Source organism: Mesorhizobium temperatum (assembly GCF_002284575.1).
GTDB classification, from domain to species: Bacteria; Pseudomonadota; Alphaproteobacteria; order Rhizobiales; family Rhizobiaceae; genus Mesorhizobium; species Mesorhizobium temperatum.
The window spans coordinates 98,396-122,180 of the sequence record NZ_NPKJ01000047.1 but is presented as its reverse complement, the minus strand read 5'-3'; the positions used below and the strand labels follow the sequence as shown (position 1 = coordinate 122,180).

Below are 23,785 nucleotides of genomic sequence, written 5' to 3'. Positions count from 1 at the left end.
ATGATGCGTGCAGGCTGGAACGATGCTTATCTCTTCCAGCTCATGACTCAAATGCGATAGCCCTGCCCACAAGGGGGAGGGAGACTTCCGCTGGCGCTGATCTCGGGAAGTTGCCTGCCTTTTGGCGCCAAAGGGAAAGTAAGGGCGCGCGGCAGCGTTCCCTCCCCCTTGTGGGGAGGGTTAGGGTGGGGGTCCATCTTCGCAAGAATCCAAATGCGATTGCCCTGCCTCAAGGGGGTATCCCGCTCAGCCGCTCTCGCCAGAACGACCTAGGTCGAGACTCAGCCGCCGCCGCGCTCGACGAGGAAGCGATGGCCGCCTGAGATCGCTGCCGTTTCGATCAGTCGATGGCCGCTCTCGGCGCAGAAGGCGGGAATGTCGATGACCGCTAGGGGGTCAGTGGTTTCGAGCCACAGGCGGCTGCCCGGCTGCATTGTGGCCAACCGCTTTTTTGCCTTGAGCACGGGCAACGGGCAGTTCAGGCCTTTGAGGTCGTAGACGGCGGCGGGGCTGGTTGAGGGCCTGCCTTCCTGGCCCCCATCTTCTTGTGCAAGCATGAACCTCAGCCGCCGAACATGCCGAGCAGCTTCTTCTTCAGCCTTGTCGCCGTGCTTTCGGCGTCCGCAGCCTGCGTTTCGACTGCCGGGGCGGCCTCCGATGGCGCTACGGTGGCGGTGACGACAGGGGTTTCTGCGGCGGCCTTGGCAGCTTCCTTCTCGGCCAGAGCCTGAGCCTTGGCCGCCTCTTTCTCGGCCTTGGCCGCTTCTATCGCGGCTAGCCTTTGCTCCTCGGCCTTCTGCTTGGCGGCTTTTTCGGCGTCGAGCGCGGCCATCTTGCGGCCCGCCGGCGAATCGATGCGGCCCATGCGCGCCGTCTCGGTCACCGAGCCGTCGGCGTTGAACGACGGCGGATCAATCGGCACGCGTTCGCCGCGGGCGCGCTTCTTCGACCATTCGGAAACGATGCTGGCTTCCTTTATGCCGGCGATGGTCGGCTTGGGCGCCGGCACGCTGGCCTTGACCGCGCCGCTGAAAGCAGCTTCGTAGGTGCTCTGATAAGCATTGAAGGCGCTCTTCAGCGAATCCGGCTGCGTCGTCGCGGGGCAGGCGCCGGTCGGATCGAAGGTCGCGCCGTCAGCCGCGACCTGGTTGAAGACATAGCGCTTCTCGCAGACATCGACCTTCGGCGGCACTTTGGTGATCTCGAAATTGTCGTAGCCGACCTTCAGCATCTTCCAGAATTCGTAATTCGGGTCTTTGCGATAACGCGCCATGTTGGCGGCGGTCATGCGGAACGGAAAAGCCTGGATCTGGAATTCGGTCTGCCCGCCCTGGAAGGCATCGCGGCCGAAGGCGTAGATCTGCTCGATCTGTGCGTCGGTCATCGAATAGCAGCCCGACGACGAGCAGGCGCCATGGACCATCAGATGGGAACCGGTGCGGCCATTGGCGCGATCGTAGACGTTGGGATAGCCGATGTTGAAGGCAAGGTGATAGCTCGACCGCGGATTCATCTGCGCCGGACGGACCGTATAGAAGCCCTCCGGCGCCTGGCGGTCGCCTTCGGTGTATTTGGGACCCAGCTTGCCCGACCATTTGCAGATGTCGTAGCTGGCGACCAAGTCATAGCGGCCGTTGGTCTTGGCCTTCCAGATTTCGAGCTTGCCCTCTTCCTTGAAGATGCGAGCCATCACCGGCGAGGTGCGGGTCATGCCCTTGGCCTTCATGCTGGCCAGGATCTTGTCGGGCAGCGGCTTGTTGGCCTGGGGGGCAAAATCCTTCATCGAAGAATCATTGCAGCCGGCGACGCCTATCGCGGCAATCAGAAGTCCGGTACGGGCAAGTTTGGCAAACATGGGTATGGCTATGTCTTTTCTTTCGGACCGCAGGCATCAGCGCCGTCAGGCCCAACCCTAATCCCGTTAACCTTGAAAATTTCTTACCGCAATCGCCGGGCGCTTACGGCAATCTGATTGAAACGAGTGCAGCGGCATTTTTGTGGCGAAGGTGCTCAATCTCGCCACATTGCGGCGCCGGAACCGTCTGGTGGTCCGTCCGATTGAAATCGGACGGCCTGAATCTTCTTGTTTGACCATGATCTTTTCCGAAAACCGGTTCCCACTTTTTGGGATCATGGTCTAGAGGTGTCTAGAGGTTTCGCCCCATAGCCAGGTATTTCTCGCGGCGCTGCTCACGAAAATCGGTGTTGGCGCCGGAGAATTCCTTCATCGTTTTCGCGATGAGATCGCCGGTGGCGGCAATCACCATTTCCGGGCCACGATGGGCGCCGCCGAGCGGTTCGGGAATGATGGCGTCGATGATCTTCAGCTCCAGCAGATCCTGGGCGGTGATCTTCATGTTGGTCGCCGCATCCTTCGAGCGGGTGGTGTCGCGCCACAGGATCGAGGCGGCGCCCTCCGGCGAGATCACCGAATAGATGGCGTGTTCGAGCATGTAGACGCGGTTGGCGGTGGCGATCGCGATTGCACCGCCCGAGCCGCCTTCGCCGATGACCACCGAGATCGACGGCACCTTCAGGCCGAGACAGGCCGAGGTCGAACTGGCGATGGCTTCCGCCTGGCCGCGCTCCTCGGCATTGACGCCGGGATAGGCGCCGGCCGTGTCGACCAGCGTCAGCAACGGGATATTGAAGCGGTCGGCGAGTTCCATCAGCCGCACCGCCTTGCGGTAGCCCTCCGGTCGCACCGAGCCGAAGTTATGCTTCAGCCGGCTGGCCGTGTCCGAGCCCTTTTCCTGGCCGATGATCGCGACCGGCTCGCCGCGGAAGCGGGCGAAGCCGCCGACGATCGCCTGGTCCTCGCCGAAATTGCGGTCGCCGGCAAGCGGCGTGAAATCGTTGAACAGGCCCTTGATGTAGTCGACGCAATGCGGCCTGTCCGGATGGCGCGCCACCTGCACCTTCTGCCACGGGGTCAGTGCCTTATAGGTGTCGCGCAATGCGTCGCGCACGCGTTTCTCGAGACGGCTGATCTCATCGCCGACATCGACCGCCTCGCCATTCTCGGCGAGCTTCTTCAGCTCGAGGATCTTGCCTTCGAGATCGGCGACCGGCTTTTCGAAATCGAGGTAATTGTACATTCTTGGGCGGACCGATAAGCCGGGAGGCAATGACTGACGGAACCTGGGAAATAGAGGCTCCGGGCGGTGGAACGTCGTCCTCACATAGCGATATGACGTCTAGTCGGCAAGCGGATGATGATCGTTGACCAGCCGCACCAGCCGCTCCTCCAGCACATGGGTGTAAATCTGCGTCGTTGAAATATCGGCATGGCCAAGCAACTGCTGCACGGCCCTGAGATCGGCGCCGTTCTGCAGGAGATGGCTGGCAAAAGCATGGCGCAGCACATGCGGCGATATTTTCGCTGAGGCGATGCCGGCGCGCGCGGCAAGGCCCTTCAGGTCGCGGGCGAAGACCTGCCTGGAGAGATAGCCGCTGTCGCTTGCTGCCGGGAAAAGGAACGGGCTATCTGCGAAAGCCGGCACCGTTGCTCGGGCAGCGAGCCAGGCCCGCATCGCCGTGCGCGCCTTTGTCGACAGCGGCACCATGCGTTCCTTGTCACCCTTGCCGCGCACCATGAAGAAACGATCGTCGCGCAGCGCCACCGTCATCGGCAGGCCGACCAGTTCGGAGACGCGCAGGCCGGTGGCGTAGAGCACCTCGACCAGCGCATGCAGGCGCAACGCCGCCAGTCTGTCGCCATCGTTCAGCGAGGCGTCAGCTGCCTCCTTCGCCGCACGGTCGATCAGCCGACCAGTGTCGGCCTCGCTCATCGTCTTCGGCAGCGGCCGGCCTTTCTTCGGACTGTCCAGGGTTCCGGTCGGGTCGTCGCGGCGCAGGCCTTCAGCATAGAGGAACTTGAAGAACTGGCGGATCGCCGACAGTTTGCGTGCCTGCGAGGTGGCGGCAAAACCGCGCGCGGCGATATCGTCGAGATAGCCGCGGATATCGGCGGCGGCGGCACCCGCGAGCCCGCCGTCGATCCCGGCCGAAGCGTCTTCGAGGTCGCGGCGATAGCTGGAAAGCGTGTTTTCGGCAGCGCCGCGCTCGGCACTCATCATTTCCAGAAAGGCTTCGATGCGGGCCGCGCTGTTCATGTCTCTTGGGTCAGTTTTTCTTGATTCTTCAGTTTTTCTGGGGATTCAGCTTTTCGGGAGGGATGCGTACGCTCATTTCGGCCTTTCTCGGCTCGACGAACATCGCCAGAGCGAACATCGCGCCATAGACAATGCCGGCCAGAATCGTGAGCGTCACGACAAAGCGAAACAGTGTCGGCATCAATTTTCGCCCGTCTGCTTGTTCTGCGTTTCCAAACCCTGTGCCCTTATGAGACGCCAATCCGGCCAATTCAAGGGCGAAGCTCGGACGACGCGCGGCCGCGCCACGCTTGACGCAAACAGGCTTTTGATGTCGATACGCCGGCAAAGAGGCCCTAAGCAGGCATTCGTGGGCTGGCCCATGAATGCCTGCTTGGATTCTTTGGCTTGTCGCAGGTTCTTGTCGCAAACGTGGGACACTTTTGCGGAACCTGCTTAGAAACATCATGGTGTCATGAACGCGCTACCAGCAAATCCTCCTGATGAGAGCCATGCCGCGCTGCTCGGCCGGCTGGGCGACCGTTCCATCGTCTTTGTCGGCCTTATGGGCGCCGGCAAGACGGCGATCGGCCGCAAGGTGGCGGCGATCCTGGGACTGCCTTTCATCGACAGCGATCAGGAGATCGAAAGCGTGTCGCGCATGAGCGTCCCGGAATTGTTCGAACGCTATGGCGAGACCGAGTTCCGGGCGCTGGAGCAGCGCGTCATCCTGCGCGTGCTGGAACACGGGCCGCAGGTGCTGTCGACGGGCGGCGGCGCCTTCATGAGCGCGCAGACGCGGGAGGCCATTGCCGGCCATGGCGTGTCGGTATGGCTGAAGGCCGAGATCGACCTCTTGATGGACCGCGTTTCCAAGAAGCAGAACCGGCCGCTCCTGAAAAGCGCCGATCCCCGCGCCGTGATCGAGCGGTTGATGGCCGAGCGCTATCCGGTTTACGCAGCCGCAGATGTCACCGTGCCGACCCGCGACGATCGCAAGGAGGTCATTGCGGCCGAGGTGGTGAACGCGCTTTGCGGGTATTTCGGCGTTGCAGCCGCGACAGGCGAGGTGCGCTCGTGAGCAGCAATGTGACAGTCACCGTCGAAGTCGGGCTCGGCGATCGTGCCTATGACATATTGATCGGCTCGGGCCTGCTTTTGCGCGCCGGCAGCGAGATTTCGCGCCGCCTGCCCGGCACGCGCGCCGCCGTGGTCACCGACGTCAACGTCGCCGCCGCCCACCTCGACACGTTAAAGGCCGGCCTCGAAAAGGGCGGCATCCAGCCTGCTGTCATCACGCTGCCGGCTGGGGAAAAGACCAAGAGTTTCGCGCATCTCGAAGAGGTGGTGGACGGCGTCCTCGCCGCAAGACTGGAACGCGGCGATGTCGTCATCGCGCTCGGCGGCGGTGTCATCGGCGATCTGGCCGGCTTTGCCGCCGGCATCGTGCGCCGCGGCATGAATTTCGTGCAGATCCCGACTTCGCTGCTGGCGCAGGTCGACTCTTCCGTTGGCGGCAAGACCGGCATCAACAGTGCGCGCGGCAAGAACCTCGTCGGCGTCTTCCACCAGCCGAAACTGGTGCTGGCCGATACCGAAGTGCTCGACACGCTGCCGATCCGGGAATTCAGGGCGGGTTACGCCGAACTCGCCAAATACGGGCTCATCGACCGCCCCGACTTCTTCGCCTGGCTGGAGGAGAACTGGGGCAAAGTGTTTGCCGGCGGCCCGGAGCGAGCCGAGGCCATCGCCGAAGCCTGCCGCGCCAAGGCCGATGTCGTCGCCCGCGACGAGTTCGAGACCGGTGACCGCGCGCTGCTCAATCTCGGCCACACGTTCGGCCATGCGCTCGAGGCCGCCACCCGATATGACAGCGCCCGTCTTGTCCACGGCGAGGGAGTCGCCATCGGCATGGCGCTGGCTTATCGCTTTTCGTCACGCCTCAATCTGGCAAGTCCCGACGATGCGGCGCGCGTCGAGACGCATCTTCGCGCGGTTGACCTGCCCTGGCGCATGGCCGATATTCCGGGTGAACTGCCTGATGCCGAGGCGCTGCTCGCCTTCATCACCCAGGACAAGAAGGTGTCGCGCGGCGCGCTGACCTTCATCCTGACGCGCGGCATCGGCCAGGCCTTCATCGCCAAGGATGTGCCGGCGTCGGAAGTGCTGTCGTTTCTGAGGGAGAACCATCCGGGTCAGCCGAAAGGCAGCCCGGGTCAGCCGAAAGGCCGACCGGGATGAACGCGGCCGGCTGGATTGTCGCTGCTGTCCTTGCCGGGCTCGGCCTGCTCGCTTTCGCCTTTCGCGCGCGCCTGCTCGCCGCCTTCGGCTATGAACTGCAGCGCATCGAGCCGCAGCATTCGAACCATGATGAAGCGCGCGGCGCCGTCGACGATTTTCGGCGCGACGGCCAGGTGGTGCGCGAGGATCGCGCCCGCATCGGTCGCCTGTCCGATCTCGATGAGCTCGAAGTGTCCGATGTCATGGTCCATCGCACCAACATGCGGTCGGTCAATGCCGACAATCCGCCGGAAGCGGTGGTGCGCGAGATCCTGCAGAGCCCGCATACCCGCCTGCCCTTGTGGAAGGGCTCGCTCGACAACATCGTCGGCGTGCTGCATGCCAAGGACCTGCTGCGCGCGCTGAACGATGTCGGCAACGACTTTTCCCAGATCGACGTGATGAAGATCGCGACAAAACCGTGGTTCGTGCCCGACACCACGACGCTGCAGGAACAGCTCAACGCCTTCCTGCGCCGCAAGGCGCATTTCGCCATCGTCGTCGACGAGTATGGCGAGGTCGAGGGGCTGGTGACGCTGGAGGACATCATCGAGGAGATCGTCGGCGAGATCGCCGACGAGCACGATATCGACATGCAGGGCGTCAAGCAGGAAGCCGACGGCTCCGTTGTCGTCGACGGCACTGTGTCGATCCGCGACCTGAACCGGGCGCTCGACTGGAACCTGCCGGACGAAGAAGCCACCACCATTGCCGGTCTCGTCATCCACGAGACGCAATTGATCCCGGACGAGAAGCAGGCTTTCACCTTTCACGGCAAGCGCTTCGTCGTCATGAAACGCGACAAGAACCGGATCGCAAGGCTGAGGATCAGGCCGGCCGGCGACATTTAGTTCTGGTAGCTCTGGTAGTTCTGGTAGGTTCTGTCCCGGCTAACCAATCCTTGACTGGACGCTCGCCGCGCCGGCGTGCACTTTCGACTGGACTGTCTGGAGATGACGGTGATCGATCGGCGAACCCTGCTTTTGATGTCGATGGCCTTGTTGCCGGTCGGCGCTCCGGCGGCATCACGCCGGCGCTCGCCGTCTCCGCAAACCTTCGACTACGGACCGGCCAGGCTCGACATCTACTCGCGCGATGGCGCAAGCTCCCTGCCTGTGGTCCTTTTCATCCATGGCGGTGCCTGGCGGGCCGGCAATCGCACCAACGTCAACGTCAAGCCGGCCTTCCTGCTCGACAATGGCTTCTGCTTCGTCTCCATCGACTACCGGTTGCTGCCTAAGGCCGATGTCGCCACCCAGGCCGAGGATGTCGAGCAGGCATATCGCTACGTGCGCGCCAACATCGCCAAACATGGCGGCGATCCGAACCGGATAGCGGTCATGGGCCATTCGGCCGGCTGCCATCTCGCTGCATTGACCGGGCTGCGCGGCGGTCTGCCCGGCGTCGCGGCGCTGGTTCTGAACGACACCAGAGCCTATGACCTGGAAGCGCTTGCGAGGAGCGGCGGCATGACACCGGCCTATGCCCGGGCATTTCCCGACCCGGCGCAGTGGCGCGCGCTGTCGCCTGCCACCCATGTCGGGAGCCGCAAACATCCGCCGACCTTCATCGCCTATTCGCGCGCAGCGGGTCGTGCGGCAGCCTCACGGGCCTTCGCCGAGCGCCTGCGGGCGACCCGAACGGAGGTGACACTGTTCGACGGCAGCGCCTATTCGCACATGTCGATCAATCGCAATTTCGGCGACGAAGGCGACGCCTTGACCCGTGCGGTGATGATTTTCCTGAAGGCAGCGCTCGGCTGAGGCCTACCACCTGGTCTTTTCGTCCGGCGCGGCCGGCTCGATCGCCAGCGCGTGAACACCAGCCTTCAGCTCGTCGGCCAGCAATGCGTTGACCGCGCGGTGGCGCTCGATGCGACTCATGCCGGCAAAGGCCGAGGAGACGATGCGGACGCGGAAATGCGTCTCGCCGGTACCGTCATAGGTGCCGTGATGGTCGGAGTCCTGATGGTGATGACCGGCATGCAGATGGCTTTCGTTGATGATGACCAGCCGCTCCGGCGAGAACGCCTTCTTCAACTTGCCTTCCATTGTTGACTGTATGGACATTCGTACTTCCCTTCACCACATATGGCTGGCGCATGACCCCAGAAAATCGGTGCCCTTTGCGCGTCCAGAAGGACGCGCGGTGCCGCCGCCGCGACAAAATTCGCCGATCGCCCGCTTTATGCCGCGATTCAGCGGTTAGGGCGATCATCGCGAAAATGTCAATTCTTGTTTCGCACCAGCGAACAGCCCATAAATGGGTGAGATGAAACCGTACCCCAAATATTTCGAGAAAATCCGCATCCGCCCGGAGAAGGATGCGGAGCTGAAGTCGCGCTCGCCGATCTGCCAGTGGGACGGTTGCAAGGAGGCCGGCACCCATCGCGCGCCGGTCGGACGTATGAAGGAGGGCGAATATTTTCAGTTCTGCTTCGATCATGTGCGCGAGTACAACAAGGGCTTCAATTATTTCTCCGGTGTCCCCGATACCGAGATCGCCCGCTTCCAGAAGGAAGCGATGACCGGCCACCGGCCCACCTGGAAGATGGGCGTCAACGGCGCCTCGACGCGCTCCTCGCCCGATTTCGCCCAGCAGCGCTCCGGCCGCGCCGGCTACTACAACCGCATGCGCGATCCGTTCGACCTGTTCAAAGGCCCGAAGGATCCGCGCGAAGCCCGCGAGCGCAAGGCCAAGCCGCTTGAGGCCAAGGCGCTGGAAACGCTTGGCCTTGATACAAAGGCGACTGGCAAGGATATCAAGGCGCGTTATAAGGAACTGGTGAAACGCCACCATCCGGATGCGAATGGCGGCGACAGAGGTTCGGAAGACCGGTTCCGCGATGTGCTCCAGGCCTATCGCGTGCTCAAGCAGGCAGGATTGTGCTGAGCGACGTTACGGTTCGTGTCGTTTTCCAACTTTCACAAGGTTGGAAAAGTCTTTAAGACCGCCCCCGAACAAATCGATTGCCGGCGAAATCAGGCGTTTCGCCCGTGGAGACGTTGATAAAGATGAACAAGGTCGATCGCGACATCGCCAACCTGCCCGACACCACCGTGTCGGTGAAGGAGAAATTTGGCTTCGAGTCCAAGATGGTGGTGCCGGCCTATTCGGTGACGAGCGAGCATGTGCCCGACATCGACCCGGACTATCTGTTCGACAAGAACACGACGATGGCGATCCTCGCCGGCTTCGCCTACAACCGCCGCGTCATGGTGGCGGGCTATCACGGCACCGGCAAGTCGACGCATATCGAGCAGGTCGCCGCCCGCCTCAACTGGCCTATGGTGCGCGTCAATCTCGACAGCCATGTCAGCCGCATCGACCTCGTCGGCAAAGACGCCATCGTCGTCAAGGAAGGGCTGCAGATCACCGAATTCCGCGACGGCATCCTGCCCTGGGCCTACCAGCACAATGTTGCGCTGTGCTTCGACGAGTACGATGCCGGCCGTCCGGACGTAATGTTCGTCATCCAGCGCGTGCTGGAATCGTCCGGCCGGCTGACGCTGCTCGACCAGAGCCGGGTCATCCGCCCGCATCCGGCGTTCCGGCTGTTCTCGACCGCCAACACCGTCGGTCTCGGCGACACCACCGGCCTTTATCACGGCACCCAGCAGATCAATCAGGCGCAGATGGACCGCTGGTCGATCGTCACCACGCTGAACTATCTGCCGCACGACAATGAGGTGAACATCGTGCTGGCCAAGGCCAAGCACTATCGCGACGGCAAGGGCAAGGAGATCGTCAACAAGATGGTGCGCGTCGCCGACATGACGCGTTCGGCCTTCATCAATGGCGACCTGTCGACAGTCATGAGCCCGCGCACGGTCATCACCTGGGCCGAGAATGCCGAGATCTTCGGCGATATCGGCATGGCGTTCCGGCTGACCTTCCTCAACAAGTGCGACGAGCTGGAACGCTCGCTGGTCGCCGAGTTCTACCAGCGTGCCTTCGGCCAGGATCTGCCGGAGAGCGCCGCCAACGTGGTGCTGGGGTAAGCATGGCTCGATTCCGATTTTCGGGGTCATGCTCCAAGGAATGATCGATGGCGGGTCCGGGCGACAACACGCGCAACAAGTCGAAGACGGGGTCTGAAGCCGACAGCTTCAAGCGCGCCGTCACCGTCTGCATGCGCGCGATTGCCGGCGACAAGGACCTCGAAGTCGGTTTCGCCAAGGATCGGCCGGCGCTCGCCGGCAGCCGCGCCCGGCTCCCTGAACTGCCGAAAAAAGCCTCGAAGGCCGACATCGCCATCACCCGCGGGCTCGGCGATTCCATGGCGTTGAAGCGCGCCTGCCACGACACGCGCATCCACACCAGGCTGGCGCCGGAGGGCAAACAGGCCCGCGCCATCTACGATGCGGTCGAGCAGGCCCGCGTCGAGGCGATCGGCTCCCGCGCGATGCAAGGTGTGGCCGACAACATCGGCTCGATGCTCGAGGACAAATACGCCAGGGGCAACCTGATCGACGTCAAGGACAAGGCCGATGCGCCGATCGAGGAAGCGCTGGCCCTGATGGTCCGCGAAAAGCTGACCGGCCGCGCCGTGCCGAAGAGCGGCGAGCGGCTGGTCGACCTCTGGCGTCCATGGGTCGAGGAGAAGGCAAGTGCCGATCTCGACGGGCTGTCGGCAAAGCTCGACGACCAGCAGGCCTTCGCCCGCGTCGTGCGCGAGATGCTGGCTTCCATGGAAATGGCCGAGGAACTCGGTGACGACCAAGAGACCGAAGACTCCGAAGACAATGACGAAAACCAGCCGCAAGGCGAGGAGCAGAGTGAGGAGGGCGGAGAGGACGATTCCGGCTCCGAGCAGTCGCAGTCCGACGACACCGAGGCGTCGTCCGACGACGAGCAATCGGCCGAGACGGAGGCATCCGATGCCACCGCCGACGACCTGTCCGACGATGACGACGCCGATGCCGAGACACCCGGCGAGGCGCGCCGCAACGACAATCCCTTCACCAATCTGTCGAAGGAGATCGATTATAAGGTCTTCACCACCGCCTTCGATGAGACGGTGGGTGCGGAGGACCTGTGCGAAGAGGAAGAACTGGATCGGCTGCGCGCCTTCCTCGACAAGCAGCTTGCCAACCTGTCGGGCGTTGTCGGCCGGCTGGCCAACCGGCTGCAGCGCCGCCTGATGGCGCAGCAGAACCGGTCCTGGGATTTCGATCTCGAAGAGGGTTATCTCGATCCGGCGCGGCTGGTGCGCGTCGTCATCGACCCGATGCAGCCGCTGTCCTTCAAGCAGGAACGTGACACCAAATTCCGCGACACGGTGGTGACGCTGGTGCTCGACAATTCGGGCTCGATGCGCGGCCGGCCGATCACGGTCGCCGCCACCTGCGCCGACATTCTGGCGCGCACGCTGGAACGCTGCGGCGTTTCGGTCGAGATCCTCGGCTTCACCACCCGCGCCTGGAAGGGCGGGCAGGCACGCGAGAAATGGCTGAAGGAAGGCAAGCCGCCGAATCCCGGCCGGCTCAACGATCTGCGCCACATCATCTACAAATCCGCCGACCATCCGTGGCGGCGGGCGCGCCGCAATCTCGGCCTGATGATGCGCGAGGGCCTGCTCAAGGAAAACATTGATGGCGAGGCGCTGCTGTGGGCGCACAACCGCCTGATCGCCCGGCCGGAGCAGCGCAAGATCCTGATGATGATCTCAGACGGCGCACCGGTCGACGATTCGACGCTTTCGGTCAATCCGGGCAACTATCTCGAACGGCATTTGCGCGCGGTGATCGAACTGATCGAGACGCGCTCGCCGGTCGAGCTTTTGGCCATCGGCATCGGCCACGACGTTACCCGCTACTATCGCCGCGCCGTCACCATCGTCGATGCCGAGGAACTGGCCGGCGCCATGACCGAGCAACTGGCCTCGCTGTTTGGCGAGGAAAGTACGCGGGACACGCGACGCGGTGGCATGCGGCGCGCCGGATGATTTTTTTGCGGGGCGGCTTTCGGCAGACGCTTTTCACCGCCACAGCGCTGTTCGTTGCCGGCATCGCCTTGTCGCCATGCATCGCCGCCGGCACCGTTTCGGTCGAGCCGATCGAAATCTCGGCACGGCCTATAGACCGGTTTCACATCGGCCGTGACGAAAAGCGGTTCGGCCCGCTCGAATTCGTCGGCGGGCTGGAAATGACCTCGCCATCACGCGATTTCGGCGCGCTGTCGGCGTTTCGCTTCCTCAAGCCCGGCAGTGATTTCATCGGCGTCGCCGACACCGGTTTCTGGTTCTTCGGCACCGTTACCCATGATGCCGACAAGCGCCCGTCGGGCATCGAGAATTTCCGTATGCAGCAAATGGCCGACGAGGCGGGCCAGCTGATCGACGAGAAATGGCAGGTCGATGCCGAAGGGCTTGCGGTCAAGGACGGCATTGCCACGGTCGGCTTCGAGCGCAACCCCCGTGTCGCCCAGTTCAGCATTGCCCCGAAAGACATGAAGCCGCCGTTCAGGCAGCTCGACTTCCTGGTTCCTGCCTGGGAGCTCCGACGGAATCGTGGCTTTGAGACCATCACCCACGCCAATCCTCACGGGCAGCACGAAGCCGGGCTGGTCGTGGTCTCGGAAAAGAGCCTCGACAAATCAGGCAACATCTATGCGGCTGTTATCGAAGGGCCGCACAAAGGCGTTTTCACCGTTAAGCGCAACGGCGATTTCGATATCACCGACGGCGCCTTCCTGCCGGACGGCGACCTCTTGCTTTTGGAGCGCAGCTATTCGATGGCCCGCGGCGTCAAGATCCGGCTGCGGCGCATCTATGGCGAGAGCGTCGAGAAGGGCGCCGTTGCCGACGGGCCGGTGCTGATGGAAGCCGACATGAGCTACCAGATCGACAACATGGAAGGGCTAGACGTCTGGACCCGCGACGACGGCGCGCTGATGGTGTCGCTGATCTCGGACGACAACCACTCGATGCTGCAGCGCAATCTCTATCTGGAATTTGTGCTGCACGAGGATTGAGAGGCGGTCGGCAAGGGACGGCCGATAACAAGCTACAGCTTGGCGCCGGTTGCGGCAGGCCGGGGTCCGTTGGTCGCGATCCAGATGACGTGGCGCGCGCCGCGCTTGCCATTGGCGCGGACCTTGACTTCCTCGACCGCGAAGCCTGCCTGCTTGAGCCTGCGGGCGAAGCCGCTGTCGGGTCCCTGCGACCAGACCGCCAGCACGCCGCTGGGCTTGAGCGCTGCTCTCGCGCTGATCAGCCCGGCTATACTGTAGAGAGCATCGTTGGCCTCGTGGACGATTCCTTCCGGACCGTTGTCGACGTCGAGCAGGATGGCATCCCAAGCCGAGGCTTCCGATCGTATGATCTGCCCGACATCCTGCTCGCGAACAGTCACGCGCGGATCGTCGAGACAGCCGCCGAAAACCGCCGCCATCGGGCCGTGTGCCCATGCCACGACGGCTGGCACCAACTCGGCGACAACGATACCGGCATTGGCGCCGAGCTCGGCAAGCGCCGCACGCAGCGTGAAACCCATGCCCAGCCCGCCAATCAGGATTTTGGCTTGCGGGCGGCCGGCAATCCTTTGGCAGGACAGTCTTGCCAGCGCTTCCTCGGAACCGCTGAGGCGGCTGTTCATCAGCTCGTTCGAGCCGAGCATGATCGAGAATTCGGTGCCGCGTTGTTTCAGGCGAAGCTCGTGGTCGCCGTCAGGCGTTTTCGCGGTATCGAGCTGGACCCATGGGATCATGCTCGAGAACCTGTGAGCATGATCTTTTCCGAAAACCGGTTCCCACTTTCAGGGATCATGCTCTATGCCGCCAGTGCCGGCTGGCTCCAGCGGGCGGCAAGCAGCCTGTAGGGGATCAGCGCCACCACGGCTATGATCAGCTTCACGCCGAGGTCGCCGAGCGCCCATGACACCCAGCGCATGGCCTCGACCGGCAGCACGCCCATCAGCGGCGCGGTTTCGAGCGCGAAGCCATCGTTCGGGCCAGCGAAGGCGAAAGCCGCCGAAAAGGCGACGGTGAAGAACACGGCGGTGTCGAATACCGAGCCGACCAGCGTGCCGACGATCGGCGCCCGCCACCAGCTCTGCCGGCGCAGCTGGTTGAATACGGTCACGTCGAGCAGTTGCGCGATCAGGAACGCGGTGCCGGAAGCCGCCGCAATGCGCACCAACCGGTCGGCGGCCGTTTCGAACTCGATCAAGCCGTAGCGGAACAGCAGGGGCGGGATGAGGACCGAGCAGATCACCGCCGCCGCGAAGCCGACAAACACGATCCGGCGCGCCACGGCCGGGCCGTAGCGGCGGTTGGCAAGGTCGGTGACCAGGAAGGAGAACGGATAGGTGAAGGCGCCCCAGGTCAGAATGTCGGCCAGCGACAAGCCGCCGATCGCACCTTGCAGCGGGAACTGCACGAGGATGTTCGACGCCACCACGACAAGCGCCATGGCCGCAACAAAGGACAGATATCGGGAGACAAAACTCATTTTTTTATCCTGGGTAATGGAACCAGCGGGGTGTCATGCCGAGTTCGGACGACACTCCTTGGAAGGCGGTTGCCTGAAAAATTAAGCGGCCGGCTGTTCGGCAAGCTTCTTGGCGATCTGCTTCTTCAGCAGGCGCGCGCGCTGCGACAGCTCCTTGGCGTCGGCCTTGGCCAGGAACGCATCGAGGCCGCCGCGATGCTCGACCGAACGCAGCGCGTTGGCCGAAATGCGCAGGCGAACATTCTGGTTCAGCGCTTCCGAGATCAGCGTCACATTGACGAGATTGGGCAGGAAGCGACGCTTGCTCTTGTTGTTGGCGTGGCTCACATTGTTGCCGGACATGACTGCCTTGGCAGTGAGTTCGCAGGTGCGGGACATGGTTCTAAACCTTCAGTTCTCGGTCTGGCCAAACATTCGACCCGCGCCGGGTGGCGCGCGGTTTCGGTCAGGCGGCCTTATGGAAAAAGTTGGCGTTCCATAGTTGCATTTCGCCGATGCGTCAAGCTCCGGCTTGCGCGCGGGTGTGACGACGCCTTTCACATAAAGGCCGGAATTCAGCCTATAAGCGATCGCACAAGGAGATGCCAGGCCGGAGTTGTCCGCTTCCGCTGAAAAATCGAGGATCGATCCCGCCATGCTTCGTTCGTCCCATGCTCTCCTTGCCTCTCTCGCCGTGGCGCTGCCGACGGCAGCGTCTGCCGCCACGCTACAATCCTTCAAGGGCGAGTATACAGTTTCGGTCCACGGCTTCTCGGTGGCCAAGGCAAGCTTTTCCAGCAGTTACGAAGGCGATACCTATTCGATCGAGGGCAGCGTCTCCAGCGCCGGCCTCGCCACAATATTCGACGACACGCGTGGCACGGTCTCGTCAAAAGGCAAGATTTCGGGCAAGCAATTGCAGCCGCAGGCGTTCCGCGCCGACTACAAATCGGGCGAGAAGGCATCGATGATCGATATCCAGTTCGCCAACGGCGCCGTTACCGCGACGAAGGTCGTGCCAGCGCCGAAGAAGCGCAATCCCAAGAATTGGATACCGCTGGGCGCCAGCCATCTCGCGTCGGTGCTCGATCCGATGGCCGCCACCGTCATCCATGCCGATAGTCTCGACAAGGTCTGCGGGCGCACGGTGAAGCTCTATGACGGCGAGATGCGCGCCAATCTGACGCTGACCTACGATTCGAAAGGCTCGACCTCGGTGCGCGGCTACAAGGGCGATACCGTCACCTGCAGGCTGGGCTTTGAGCCGGTGGCGGGTTACCGCAAGAACCGCAAATCCTTGGATTACCTAAGAAAGCGCAGCCGCATCATGGTGACGTTTGCACCGGTTGGCCAAACCGGCGTATATGCGCCGATCCACGCCACGGTCGGTACGAAAATCGGCACCCTCACCGTCAGCGCGGAGCGGTTCGAAGCGACAGAATAGGCGCGATCGCGCGCCGCCGGAGACGGACATGGGGCGCGCAACACTGATCGGCTTCTCGGCGGTCGCCATGTGGGCGCTGCTGGCGCTGCTCACGGACGCTTCCGGCGCGGTGCCGCCGTTCCTGCTTTCAGCGATCACCTTCACGATCGGCACCGGCGTCGGGCTCGTCGCGCGGCTGTTCATGCCGGCCGCCGCCAGCCGGCAGAAGATACCGCCGCAAGTGTGGGTGATCGGCATTGCCGGCCTGTTCGGCTATCATTTCTTCTATTTCACCGCGCTGCGCAACGCACCGGCGGTGGAGGCGAGCCTCATCGCCTATTTGTGGCCGCTGCTGATCGTGCTCGGATCGGCGCTGATGCCGGGCGAGCGGCTGGCCTGGAACCATGTCGTCGGCGCGCTGCTCGGCCTTGCCGGCACTTTCCTGATCGTCACCAAGGGTGGCGGGCTTGCCTTCGACGCACGCTATGCCTTCGGCTATGCGATGGCCGGCGTCTGCGCCGTGCTGTGGTCGTCCTATTCGCTGTTGTCGCGCCGCTTTCCGTCGGTGCCGACCAGCATCGTCACCTGGTTCTGTGCGGCTACGGCAGCGCTTTCGCTTGTCTGCCATCTCATGCTGGAACAGACGGTGCTGCCTGTCGGCGCCGGCCAGTGGCTGGCCGTGCTCGGCCTCGGACTGATGCCGGTGGGCGCGGCCTTCTACGCCTGGGATATCGGGGTCAAGCGCGGCAACATCCAGGTGCTGGGCGCGGCGAGCTATGCCGCGCCACTGCTGTCGACGCTGGTGCTGATTGCTGCCGGTTTCGCCGAACCGTCCCTGCGCATCCTCGCCGCCTGCGTGCTGATCACCGGCGGGGCAGCCCTTGCGGCGAAATCGCTGTTCTTGCGCAAGCGGGCAACGAGCGAGGCCGGGGCGTGATGCCGTTTCCCGGCGGCATCGAAGCCAACGCCAATGCGACGCTGCTGTTTTCGCTGGTGGCGGCAGCGATCTACGCCTTCACCATCGACATGCCGCCGACGCTTGCGCGTTCTGCGGTCAAGACACTGGCCGTGGCAATGCTTGCCGTGGTGGCATCGCTGCAGGGCGGTCCGTGGCTGCTCGTCGCGGCTCTGACGTTCAGCGCCATCGGCGACGCGTTCCTGTCACGCGACGGTGAAAAGGCTTTTCTTGGCGGGCTGGCCAGTTTTCTCGTTGCACATGGGCTTTACATCGCGCTGTTCCTGCGCTTCGGCAACGGGGTCGGGCTGCTGTCGGCCGAGCCGTGGCGCGCGGCGATTGCCATGGCAATGGCCGTGTTCGCGCTCGCCATGCTTTTTGCGCTCTGGCGCCGTGTCGGCCCCGCCTTGCGCCTTCCGGTCGGCGTCTATATCGCGGCAATCCTCGCCATGGCGATTTCAGCCCTCACCCTGAGCAATTTCTGGATCATCTGCGGCGCCGTGCTGTTCATGGCGTCCGACGGGCTGCTCGCCTCGGAAAAGTTCCTGCTGAGCGCCATCTCGCCACACCGCGCCTGGATGCGCTACGCAGTCTGGATGCTGTATTACGCCGCCCAGCTGGCGATCACGATGGGTTTCCTGCTGGGTTAGGGAGGTCGATATTCAAGTGATGCGGGTTTGCAAACGGCGGTTTCCTGCGCTTCCGGCACTCACGTACCCAAACGTTACGCTCCGTTCCGATTATCGGAGTCCACCTGTTTGGTCGCTTCGCGCCGGTCTTCGACTCCGGCTCGGCCTGACCTGAATCTCGACATAGCTAGGGCGTTCCCGGCTGCCAGCCCGATTCGGCCAGTTCGAAGGCGGCGAAATCGAAGCCTGGCGCCACGGTGCAGCCGACCAGCGTCCACTCGCCCAGGCTGCGTGCCGATTGCCACCAGCCTGCCGGCACGACGATCTGCGGCCGCTCGCCCGCCGCCAATGCCTTGCCGAGCACCTGCTCGATCACCGGTCCGTTTTCCCGGTGCATCGACAGCGCCAGCGGAGCGCCGGCGTAAAAGTGCCAGACCTCGGCCGCGTCCTTGACGCGGTGCCAGGCCGACACTTGCTCCTGCTCCAAAAGGAAATAGATCGCGGTCGAATGGCTGCGCGCGCCCTCCGTGCCATCGCGGAAGGTTTCGGCATACCAGCCGCCTTCCGGATGCGGCTTCAGGCCGAGCGTTGCGATGATTTCGGCGGAACTGGTCATGATTTCCAGCACGTCATGGTGTTCAGAAGTTGTCCTTGCGCTTGCGAATTTCGGCGAACACTTCGGAGTCGGAGGCTTTCTCCATGCCAAGATGCTTGCGGATTGCCGGGTCGTGCCAGCGCAGGAACGGATTGGTCGACAGTTCCTCGCCGATCGTGGTCGGCAGCGTCGGCTTGTCATCGGCGCGCAGCGCCTCGATTTTCGCAGCGCGCTCCTTCAATGCCGAATTGGTCGGGTCGACGGTCAGCGCGAAGCGGGCGTTGGAGAGCGTGTATTCATGGCCGCAATAAACGACCGTCTCGGCCGGAAGTGCCGCGAGCTTCTTCAGCGATTCATACATCACCGGCGGCTTGCATTCGAACAGCCGGCCGCAGCCGAGCGCGAACAGCGTGTCGGCGGTGAACGCCACTTTCGATGCCGGCAGATGATAGGAGACATGGCCTGCCGTGTGGCCGGGCGTGGCGATCACGTCGATCCTCTCGTCGCCGAGGTGGATGACCGAACCTTGCTCGACGGTTTCGTCGATGCCGGGGATTTTTGCCTTTTCCGCTTCCGGTCCGACAATGCGCAGCTTGAAGCGCTCCTTCAGCGCCAGATTGGCCTCGACATGGTCGACATGGTGATGGGTGGTCAGGATCATCGTCGGCGTCCAGCCGGTACGCTCGATCGCGGCCAGGATCGGCGCCTCCTCGGGCGCGTCGATGATCGCGGTCTGGCCGCTTTTCGGGTCATGCACCAGCACGCCGAAATTGTCGCTGCGGCACATGAACTGTTCGATTTCAACCGGCATGGCGTCTCTCCACTAGTGCGCCGTGCGTCCAGTTGGATGCACAAAGGACGCTCTAACACTTTTCATCTGCTGCATCGTGCTTTCCGAAATTGAAACCGATTTCGGGCCGATGCAGTTGTCGCCGCAGACATAGGGCGCTTGCCCGCGGATGTCATCCGCCTTTGTTGAACTTGGACAGCATCGAAGATACCGTCCCGCGCATGCATTCCGATATCATCGACCTTCGCTCGTTTTATTCGACCACGCTCGGGCGATTGGCCGAACGCTCGATCACCATGGCCTTGTCCTCGATATGGGCTGTCGTGCCCAATGAGCGGCTGGTCGGCCTCGGTTACACCTTGCCGTGGCTGGAGCGGTTCGGCACCGACGCGGAGCGTGTCTTTGCCTTCATGCCGGCAACGCAAGGCGCGGTGGTCTGGCCGGCTACGGGGCCGACCGCCACCGCACTGGTCTTCGATGAGGAATTGCCGCTGGTCGATGCCTCCATCGACCGCATGCTGCTCGTCCATTCACTCGAACATGCCGAGAACCCGCGCGAGACGCTGAACGAAATCTGGCGGGTGCTGTCGCCCGCCGGCCGCGTCGTCATCGTCGTGCCCAACCGGCGCGGTGTCTGGGCCCGTTTCGAGCATACGCCTTTCGGCAGCGGCCGGCCTTTCTCACGCGGCCAGCTCACCGAGTTGCTGCGCGAAGCGAATTTCACGCCCGCGGCCTGGTCCGATGCCCTGTTCTTCCCGCCATCGCGGCGACGCTTCATGATGCAGTTCCACAATGTGCTGGAGCGCGCCGGCCGCAGGTTCTGGCCGATCTTTTCCGGCGTTATCGTGGTCGAGGCGCAGAAGCGGCTCTATCAGGGCGTGCCGGTCGTCCAGCGCGCATCTCGCCGCGTCTTCGTGCCGGTTTTCTCGCCGCACGGCGCCACAAGGCTCGGCCGGATATCGCCGACCGGGAACGCAACATCGCCGATCCGTCGATGACATGTTCGTGATCGGAATCGCGTTTTTTCTCACCTATCTGTCGAGGGCGGGTTTGCTACCCAAATGTGTCGACATGTTCACCGGTTTCAGCACCGCTTGCGAATTCAAGGACTTCACCAATGGCTGATCATCCGGATGTCGAGGCCAGCGCCAAGTCGGTTGCCGCGTCGATCGAGGCCAGCAGCCTGCGCGACCAATTGGCGACGATCAAGCTGGCGCTGGGGACCTCGCCGATCCGCAAACACCTGCTCTGGGCCTGCGTCGGCATAGTCGCCGTCATTGTGGCAACCTCGATCGGGCAGGTTCTGCTCAATCGCTGGAACGAGCCCTTCTACGACGCGCTGGCTCGGCGCGACATGCAGGGTTTCCTGCACCAGCTTCTGGTCTTTGCCGCCATCGCCGGCGGGCTTTTGGTGCTCAATGTCGGCCAGACCTGGCTCGACCAGATGATCCGGCTGAAGCTGCGTGAGGCGTTGACCCTCGATCTGATCGGTGAATGGATGCGGCCGGCGCGCGCCTTCCGGCTCGCCAACGCCGGCGCTATCGGCGTCAACCCTGACCAGCGCCTGCAGCAGGATGCCGGACATCTCTCCGATCTTTCCACCGGCCTCGGCATAGGGCTATTGCAGTCGTTCATTCTGCTTGTTTCGTTCGTCGGCGTCTTATGGTCGCTGTCTTCGGGCTTCGTTTTCCATATCGGCGGTTATTCGCTGGCCATTCCGGGCTACATGGTGTGGGCTGCGATCCTCTATGCCGGCACCGCCTCCTGGCTGAGCTGGCTGGTGGGACGGCCGCTCATTCGTTTCAACAGCGACCGCTATACCCGTGAGGCGGAACTGCGCTCCTCGGTGGTCCGCGTCAACGAGAATGTCGACGCCATCGCGCTGGCGCATGGCGAGGCCGACGCCAGACGACGGCTCGAGCTCGACCTCGGCACGGTGCTGGGCGCGATGCGGCGCATCTACAGCGCCCAGATCAATCTTTCCTGGGTGACCGATACCTATGGCTGGATCACTGTCGTCGCGCCGATCCTTGTCGCCTCACCGGTCTATTTCGCCGGCGATATCAGCTTCGGCGGGCTGATGATGGCTGTCGGCGCCTTCAACCAGGTGCATGCCTCGTTGCGCTGGTTCATCAACAATATCGGCGGCATCGCCGATTGGCGCGCCACGCTGATGCGCGTCGCCGATTTCCGCATCGCGCTCGTTGAAACGGATGTGCTGCACGACACCGAAGAACGCATCATGATCGGCGAAAATCCGAATGGCAGGCTGACATTCGAGAACCTCGAGGTTGCGTCGCGGGATGGATGTACGAAGCTCGCCGAACCCCATGTCGAAATCCGCGCCGGCGAGCGCGTCATGATCACCGGAGATCCGCGCGCCGGCAAGACGCTGTTCTTTCGCGCCATTGCCGGTCTGTGGCCGTGGGGAAGCGGGCGGATCGGCATGCCGGCCGGAGAGGTGCCCGCCTTCGTTCCCCGCAAGCCCTATTTCCCGCTCGGCACGCTGCGCGAGGTGCTCAACCACGCCGATGCCGCGCTCAGCGACGCCGACATCTCGGCGGTGCTTGCCGAGGTCGGTCTCGGGCGTCTGTCGTCCTCGCTCGATCGCTCGGCGCGCTGGGAGCGCGAGTTGAGCGATGACGAGCAGCGCCTGCTTGCCTTTGCCCGGCTGGTCTTGCGGCAGCCGAAATGGGTGATCATCGACGAGGCCTTGGACACGTTCGACGGCGCGACGCTGAGGCGGGTGCTGTCGATGCTGGAGGCGCGTCTGGCCGACGCCGCAATCCTCAATATCGGCCGAGGCCAGCAGAACATTGAATTCTTTCCACGCTCATTGGCGATCGTGAAAGACATCGAGCGACCAGCTCTCAAGCCAGTGCGTGTCAGGGCCGGCGCGATCGAACCACCCCCGGCCGTCGCGGCAGCCTACCAAGAGACGTAGCCGGCCATACGCCGGCAAGCTTTATTTCGCCGTGATCGCGGCGAAAGATCGCCGGTATAGTTCGGAAGCCTGCGGCGTTGGAACCATGCTTGACGCGCTTAGCCTGTTTGCCTGCCTCGCCTGCGCCCAGGCAGCGCCACTGGCCACGCCCGCCGATACCATTGCAGTGGACGTCGAACTGGTGCTGGCGGTCGACATTTCGCACTCCATGGACGAAAAGGAATTCGCCCTGCAGCGCGCCGGCTATGTCGAGGCGCTGCGCCACCCCGACTTCATCAATGCGGTGCGTTCGGGCGTGACCGGCCGCATCGCGCTGGCCTATTTCGAATGGGCAGGCACCGTCCGCGACGATGCGGTCATTGCCTGGCAGGTCATCGACAATGCTGAGAGCGCCAACGCTTTCGCCGACAAGATCGAGGCGCGCCCGTTCAGGAGCTTTGGCGGCACTTCGATTTCCGGTGCGCTCGCCTTCGGCGCCAAGCTTTTGGATGGAGCCGCTTTCGACGCGACGCGCAGCGTCATCGACATTTCAGGCGATGGCCCCAACAATACCGGGACGCCCGTCACCACGACACGCGACGCCGCGGTGGCAAAGGACATCGTCGTCAACGGCCTGCCGATCCTGATCAGCCCGTCGCCCAGCTTAAGCCATCTCGACCAATACTATGCCGAGTGCGTTACCGGCGGGCCAGGCTCCTTCGTGCTGCCCGTCTATGCCGCTTCCGAATTCGTGACCGCCATACGCCGCAAGCTGGTCCTGGAGGTCAGCGGTGTTGCCGGTCCCGGGGCCGATCCTGGATCGATCCGGGTCGATGCGGCAGCACCGGTCGACTGTTTGCAAGGCGAGCGCGACCGGCGGTTTTTCTCCGACCCGTATTTTCCGGAACTTAATCGGTAGACTGGTCGATGAATGGCAATCAATCCTAGATGGTCTCCGGACTCGTGCCGGCCGCGCCCATATGCGACGGCCGTTATCGCTTCAGCAGGAACACCGCTTGCTGGCCGAAGAAATTCCAGAACCACCATGGCATCGACAGGCCGATCTTCTGGCCATTGGCGTCGAGCGCGGTTGCCTTTTCCACCGTTGCGCCGAGCTCTTCGCAGAGATTGACGAAGTCGCGGATGGTGCAGAAATGGATGTTGGGCGTGTCGTACCAGGAATAGGGCAGGTCCTTGGTCACCGGCATCCGCCCTTCGACGAACAGCGAAAGGCGCACCCGCCAGTGGCCGAAATTGGGGAAGGAGACGATGGCGTGCGTGCCGATCCTGAGCAATTCGTCGAGCACCAGCTTCGGGTTGCGGGTCGCCTGCAAGGTCTGCGACAGGACGACGAAATCGAAACCCTTGTCGGGATAGAATTTGAGGTCCTTGTCGGCGTCGCCCTGGATGACGGACAGGCCGCGCGCCACGCACTCGTTGACGCCGCGCTGCGACAGTTCCATCCCGCGGCCGTCGACCTGCTTCGTCGCCTGCAGCAATTCGAGCAGCAGGCCATCACCGGAGCCGACATCCAGCACCCGCGACTGCGCCGGGATGAGATCGGCGACGACTTCGAGGTCGACGCGCTGGGCGTGGTTGACACTCATGATCGTGCCGTTTGTCTGGCGCATGATCCCGGTCCGAAAAGTCTGCAACTTTTCGGGG

General features: G+C 63.2%; 26 protein-coding genes. 14 read left to right on the top strand and 12 right to left on the bottom strand.

Annotated features, from left to right (window positions below; translation table 11 throughout):
* Window positions 1–281: 281 nt before the first annotated feature.
* The 5 genes from CIT26_RS15935 to CIT26_RS15915 all read right to left on the bottom strand — a co-directional run bounded on the left by CIT26_RS15935 (window position 282) and on the right by CIT26_RS15915 (window position 4,296).
* Window positions 282–557, bottom strand: a complete 276-nt coding sequence (locus CIT26_RS15935) for a sulfurtransferase TusA family protein (RefSeq protein WP_095493458.1) — start codon at window positions 555–557, stop codon at window positions 282–284.
* Window positions 558–562: 5 nt separating this feature from the next.
* Window positions 563–1,855: a L,D-transpeptidase family protein gene (locus CIT26_RS15930; protein ID WP_095493457.1), complete on the bottom strand. Its 1,293-nt coding sequence runs from the start codon at window positions 1,853–1,855 to the stop codon at window positions 563–565.
* Window positions 1,856–2,147: 292 nt separating this feature from the next.
* A complete protein-coding gene (locus CIT26_RS15925; protein ID WP_095493456.1) occupies window positions 2,148–3,098 on the bottom strand; it encodes an acetyl-CoA carboxylase carboxyltransferase subunit alpha in 951 nt (316 codons plus the stop codon).
* A 99-nt stretch (window positions 3,099–3,197) separates the two neighbouring features.
* Window positions 3,198–4,115 (bottom strand): site-specific tyrosine recombinase XerD, encoded by a 918-nt coding sequence (locus CIT26_RS15920; RefSeq protein WP_095493455.1) that lies wholly within the window; start codon window positions 4,113–4,115, stop codon window positions 3,198–3,200.
* Between the two features lie 28 nt (window positions 4,116–4,143).
* On the bottom strand, window positions 4,144–4,296 hold the full coding sequence (locus tag CIT26_RS15915; RefSeq protein ID WP_095493454.1) for a histidine kinase: 153 nt from the start codon (window positions 4,294–4,296) through the stop codon (window positions 4,144–4,146).
* Window positions 4,297–4,569: 273 nt separating this feature from the next.
* On the opposite strand from CIT26_RS15915, the gene CIT26_RS15910 reads away from it, so the two are divergent.
* From CIT26_RS15910 to CIT26_RS15895, 4 genes are all read left to right on the top strand, one after another.
* Entirely contained in the window at window positions 4,570–5,175 is a 606-nt protein-coding gene (locus CIT26_RS15910) for a shikimate kinase (RefSeq protein ID WP_095493453.1), read from the top strand.
* On the top strand, window positions 5,172–6,335 hold the full coding sequence (aroB, locus tag CIT26_RS15905) for a 3-dehydroquinate synthase (RefSeq protein WP_095493452.1): 1,164 nt from the start codon (window positions 5,172–5,174) through the stop codon (window positions 6,333–6,335). The genes CIT26_RS15910 and aroB overlap by 4 nt, the downstream gene beginning before the upstream one ends.
* Entirely contained in the window at window positions 6,332–7,225 is an 894-nt protein-coding gene (locus CIT26_RS15900) for an HlyC/CorC family transporter (protein WP_095493451.1), read from the top strand. Before aroB ends, CIT26_RS15900 begins: the two co-directional genes overlap by 4 nt.
* Window positions 7,226–7,333: 108 nt before the next feature.
* On the top strand, window positions 7,334–8,137 hold the full coding sequence (locus tag CIT26_RS15895) for an alpha/beta hydrolase (RefSeq protein ID WP_095493450.1): 804 nt from the start codon (window positions 7,334–7,336) through the stop codon (window positions 8,135–8,137).
* A gap of 3 nt (window positions 8,138–8,140) precedes the next feature.
* Here the strand turns inward: CIT26_RS15895 and CIT26_RS15890 are convergent, their stop codons facing one another.
* Window positions 8,141–8,443 carry a BolA family protein gene (locus tag CIT26_RS15890; RefSeq protein WP_077372975.1) on the bottom strand — a complete coding sequence of 101 codons (303 nt, stop codon included), beginning with the start codon at window positions 8,441–8,443 and terminating at the stop codon, window positions 8,141–8,143.
* Window positions 8,444–8,636: 193 nt separating this feature from the next.
* Between CIT26_RS15890 and CIT26_RS15885 the strand changes: the two genes are divergently transcribed.
* The 4 genes from CIT26_RS15885 (at window position 8,637) to CIT26_RS15870 (ending at window position 13,349) form a co-directional block, all read left to right on the top strand.
* Window positions 8,637–9,266 (top strand): J domain-containing protein, encoded by a 630-nt coding sequence (locus CIT26_RS15885; RefSeq protein ID WP_036262308.1) that lies wholly within the window; start codon window positions 8,637–8,639, stop codon window positions 9,264–9,266.
* A 122-nt stretch (window positions 9,267–9,388) separates the two neighbouring features.
* A complete protein-coding gene (gene cobS, locus CIT26_RS15880; RefSeq protein ID WP_095493472.1) occupies window positions 9,389–10,375 on the top strand; it encodes a cobaltochelatase subunit CobS in 987 nt (328 codons plus the stop codon).
* 47 nt (window positions 10,376–10,422) lie between these two features.
* Entirely contained in the window at window positions 10,423–12,321 is a 1,899-nt protein-coding gene (gene cobT, locus CIT26_RS15875; RefSeq protein WP_095493449.1) for a cobaltochelatase subunit CobT, read from the top strand.
* Window positions 12,318–13,349: an esterase-like activity of phytase family protein gene (locus tag CIT26_RS15870; RefSeq protein ID WP_095493448.1), complete on the top strand. Its 1,032-nt coding sequence runs from the start codon at window positions 12,318–12,320 to the stop codon at window positions 13,347–13,349. Before cobT ends, CIT26_RS15870 begins: the two co-directional genes overlap by 4 nt.
* Window positions 13,350–13,381: 32 nt before the next feature.
* Here CIT26_RS15870 and CIT26_RS15865 read toward each other — a convergent pair whose 3' ends face one another.
* From CIT26_RS15865 to rpmB, 3 genes are all read right to left on the bottom strand, one after another.
* Window positions 13,382–14,083, bottom strand: a complete 702-nt coding sequence (locus CIT26_RS15865) for a spermidine synthase family protein (RefSeq protein WP_095493447.1) — start codon at window positions 14,081–14,083, stop codon at window positions 13,382–13,384.
* A gap of 62 nt (window positions 14,084–14,145) precedes the next feature.
* Window positions 14,146–14,826 carry a queuosine precursor transporter gene (locus tag CIT26_RS15860; protein ID WP_095493446.1) on the bottom strand — a complete coding sequence of 227 codons (681 nt, stop codon included), beginning with the start codon at window positions 14,824–14,826 and terminating at the stop codon, window positions 14,146–14,148.
* Window positions 14,827–14,907: 81 nt separating this feature from the next.
* The gene (rpmB, locus tag CIT26_RS15855; RefSeq protein WP_023797188.1) at window positions 14,908–15,204 is read right to left on the bottom strand and encodes a 50S ribosomal protein L28; all 297 of its coding nucleotides are present in this window, start codon (window positions 15,202–15,204) and stop codon (window positions 14,908–14,910) included.
* A gap of 256 nt (window positions 15,205–15,460) precedes the next feature.
* Here rpmB and CIT26_RS15845 point away from each other — a divergent pair, with 256 nt between their 5' ends.
* Genes CIT26_RS15845 through CIT26_RS15835 form a run of 3 tightly spaced genes read left to right on the top strand, consistent with a single transcriptional unit; the run spans window position 15,461 to window position 17,833 of the window.
* Complete coding sequence (locus CIT26_RS15845; protein ID WP_095493444.1) at window positions 15,461–16,249, top strand: DUF3108 domain-containing protein; 789 nt, start codon at window positions 15,461–15,463, stop codon at window positions 16,247–16,249.
* Between the two features lie 28 nt (window positions 16,250–16,277).
* Window positions 16,278–17,165, top strand: a complete 888-nt coding sequence (gene yddG / locus CIT26_RS15840) for an aromatic amino acid exporter YddG (RefSeq protein WP_095493443.1) — start codon at window positions 16,278–16,280, stop codon at window positions 17,163–17,165.
* On the top strand, window positions 17,165–17,833 hold the full coding sequence (locus CIT26_RS15835; RefSeq protein WP_095493442.1) for a lysoplasmalogenase: 669 nt from the start codon (window positions 17,165–17,167) through the stop codon (window positions 17,831–17,833). The genes yddG and CIT26_RS15835 overlap by 1 nt, the downstream gene beginning before the upstream one ends.
* Before the next feature lie 166 nt (window positions 17,834–17,999).
* Here CIT26_RS15835 and CIT26_RS15830 read toward each other — a convergent pair whose 3' ends face one another.
* Window positions 18,000–18,428 (bottom strand): cupin domain-containing protein, encoded by a 429-nt coding sequence (locus CIT26_RS15830; protein WP_095493471.1) that lies wholly within the window; start codon window positions 18,426–18,428, stop codon window positions 18,000–18,002.
* A 22-nt stretch (window positions 18,429–18,450) separates the two neighbouring features.
* Window positions 18,451–19,218, bottom strand: a complete 768-nt coding sequence (gene gloB / locus CIT26_RS15825; RefSeq protein WP_095493441.1) for a hydroxyacylglutathione hydrolase — start codon at window positions 19,216–19,218, stop codon at window positions 18,451–18,453.
* Between the two features lie 200 nt (window positions 19,219–19,418).
* Here gloB and CIT26_RS15820 point away from each other — a divergent pair, with 200 nt between their 5' ends.
* The 3 genes from CIT26_RS15820 to CIT26_RS15810 all read left to right on the top strand — a co-directional run bounded on the left by CIT26_RS15820 (window position 19,419) and on the right by CIT26_RS15810 (window position 23,039).
* Entirely contained in the window at window positions 19,419–20,195 is a 777-nt protein-coding gene (locus CIT26_RS15820) for a class I SAM-dependent methyltransferase (protein WP_095493470.1), read from the top strand.
* Window positions 20,196–20,314: 119 nt separating this feature from the next.
* The gene (locus CIT26_RS15815) at window positions 20,315–22,141 is read left to right on the top strand and encodes an ABC transporter ATP-binding protein/permease (RefSeq protein WP_095493440.1); all 1,827 of its coding nucleotides are present in this window, start codon (window positions 20,315–20,317) and stop codon (window positions 22,139–22,141) included.
* A gap of 85 nt (window positions 22,142–22,226) precedes the next feature.
* The gene (locus CIT26_RS15810; RefSeq protein WP_095493439.1) at window positions 22,227–23,039 is read left to right on the top strand and encodes a DUF1194 domain-containing protein; all 813 of its coding nucleotides are present in this window, start codon (window positions 22,227–22,229) and stop codon (window positions 23,037–23,039) included.
* Between the two features lie 73 nt (window positions 23,040–23,112).
* Here CIT26_RS15810 and metW read toward each other — a convergent pair whose 3' ends face one another.
* Window positions 23,113–23,727: a methionine biosynthesis protein MetW gene (gene metW, locus CIT26_RS15805; protein WP_095493469.1), complete on the bottom strand. Its 615-nt coding sequence runs from the start codon at window positions 23,725–23,727 to the stop codon at window positions 23,113–23,115.
* Window positions 23,728–23,785 lie beyond the last annotated feature (58 nt).

Excerpts from the sequence above, each read along its gene's own strand:
- CIT26_RS15890 (WP_077372975.1), bottom strand. The coding sequence starts at position 8,443 with ATGTCCATACAGTCAACAATGGAAGGCAAGTTGAAGAAGGCGTTCTCG.
- gloB (WP_095493441.1), bottom strand. The coding sequence starts at position 19,218 with ATGCCGGTTGAAATCGAACAGTTCATGTGCCGCAGCGACAATTTCGGC.
- CIT26_RS15835 (WP_095493442.1), top strand. The coding sequence starts at position 17,165 with ATGCCGTTTCCCGGCGGCATCGAAGCCAACGCCAATGCGACGCTGCTG.
- CIT26_RS15920 (WP_095493455.1), bottom strand. The coding sequence starts at position 4,115 with ATGAACAGCGCGGCCCGCATCGAAGCCTTTCTGGAAATGATGAGTGCC.
- CIT26_RS15845 (WP_095493444.1), top strand. The coding sequence starts at position 15,461 with ATGCTTCGTTCGTCCCATGCTCTCCTTGCCTCTCTCGCCGTGGCGCTG.
- CIT26_RS15830 (WP_095493471.1), bottom strand. The coding sequence starts at position 18,428 with ATGACCAGTTCCGCCGAAATCATCGCAACGCTCGGCCTGAAGCCGCAT.
- CIT26_RS15885 (WP_036262308.1), top strand. The coding sequence starts at position 8,637 with ATGGGTGAGATGAAACCGTACCCCAAATATTTCGAGAAAATCCGCATC.
- cobT (WP_095493449.1), top strand. The coding sequence starts at position 10,423 with ATGGCGGGTCCGGGCGACAACACGCGCAACAAGTCGAAGACGGGGTCT.
- yddG (WP_095493443.1), top strand. The coding sequence starts at position 16,278 with ATGGGGCGCGCAACACTGATCGGCTTCTCGGCGGTCGCCATGTGGGCG.
- cobS (WP_095493472.1), top strand. The coding sequence starts at position 9,389 with ATGAACAAGGTCGATCGCGACATCGCCAACCTGCCCGACACCACCGTG.
- rpmB (WP_023797188.1), bottom strand. The coding sequence starts at position 15,204 with ATGTCCCGCACCTGCGAACTCACTGCCAAGGCAGTCATGTCCGGCAAC.
- CIT26_RS15810 (WP_095493439.1), top strand. The coding sequence starts at position 22,227 with ATGCTTGACGCGCTTAGCCTGTTTGCCTGCCTCGCCTGCGCCCAGGCA.
- CIT26_RS15860 (WP_095493446.1), bottom strand. The coding sequence starts at position 14,826 with ATGAGTTTTGTCTCCCGATATCTGTCCTTTGTTGCGGCCATGGCGCTT.
- CIT26_RS15910 (WP_095493453.1), top strand. The coding sequence starts at position 4,570 with ATGAACGCGCTACCAGCAAATCCTCCTGATGAGAGCCATGCCGCGCTG.
- CIT26_RS15865 (WP_095493447.1), bottom strand. The coding sequence starts at position 14,083 with ATGATCCCATGGGTCCAGCTCGATACCGCGAAAACGCCTGACGGCGAC.
- CIT26_RS15900 (WP_095493451.1), top strand. The coding sequence starts at position 6,332 with ATGAACGCGGCCGGCTGGATTGTCGCTGCTGTCCTTGCCGGGCTCGGC.
- CIT26_RS15930 (WP_095493457.1), bottom strand. The coding sequence starts at position 1,855 with ATGTTTGCCAAACTTGCCCGTACCGGACTTCTGATTGCCGCGATAGGC.
- metW (WP_095493469.1), bottom strand. The coding sequence starts at position 23,727 with ATGAGTGTCAACCACGCCCAGCGCGTCGACCTCGAAGTCGTCGCCGAT.
- CIT26_RS15815 (WP_095493440.1), top strand. The coding sequence starts at position 20,315 with ATGGCTGATCATCCGGATGTCGAGGCCAGCGCCAAGTCGGTTGCCGCG.
- CIT26_RS15925 (WP_095493456.1), bottom strand. The coding sequence starts at position 3,098 with ATGTACAATTACCTCGATTTCGAAAAGCCGGTCGCCGATCTCGAAGGC.
- CIT26_RS15935 (WP_095493458.1), bottom strand. The coding sequence starts at position 557 with ATGCTTGCACAAGAAGATGGGGGCCAGGAAGGCAGGCCCTCAACCAGC.
- CIT26_RS15870 (WP_095493448.1), top strand. The coding sequence starts at position 12,318 with ATGATTTTTTTGCGGGGCGGCTTTCGGCAGACGCTTTTCACCGCCACA.
- CIT26_RS15915 (WP_095493454.1), bottom strand. The coding sequence starts at position 4,296 with ATGCCGACACTGTTTCGCTTTGTCGTGACGCTCACGATTCTGGCCGGC.
- CIT26_RS15820 (WP_095493470.1), top strand. The coding sequence starts at position 19,419 with ATGCATTCCGATATCATCGACCTTCGCTCGTTTTATTCGACCACGCTC.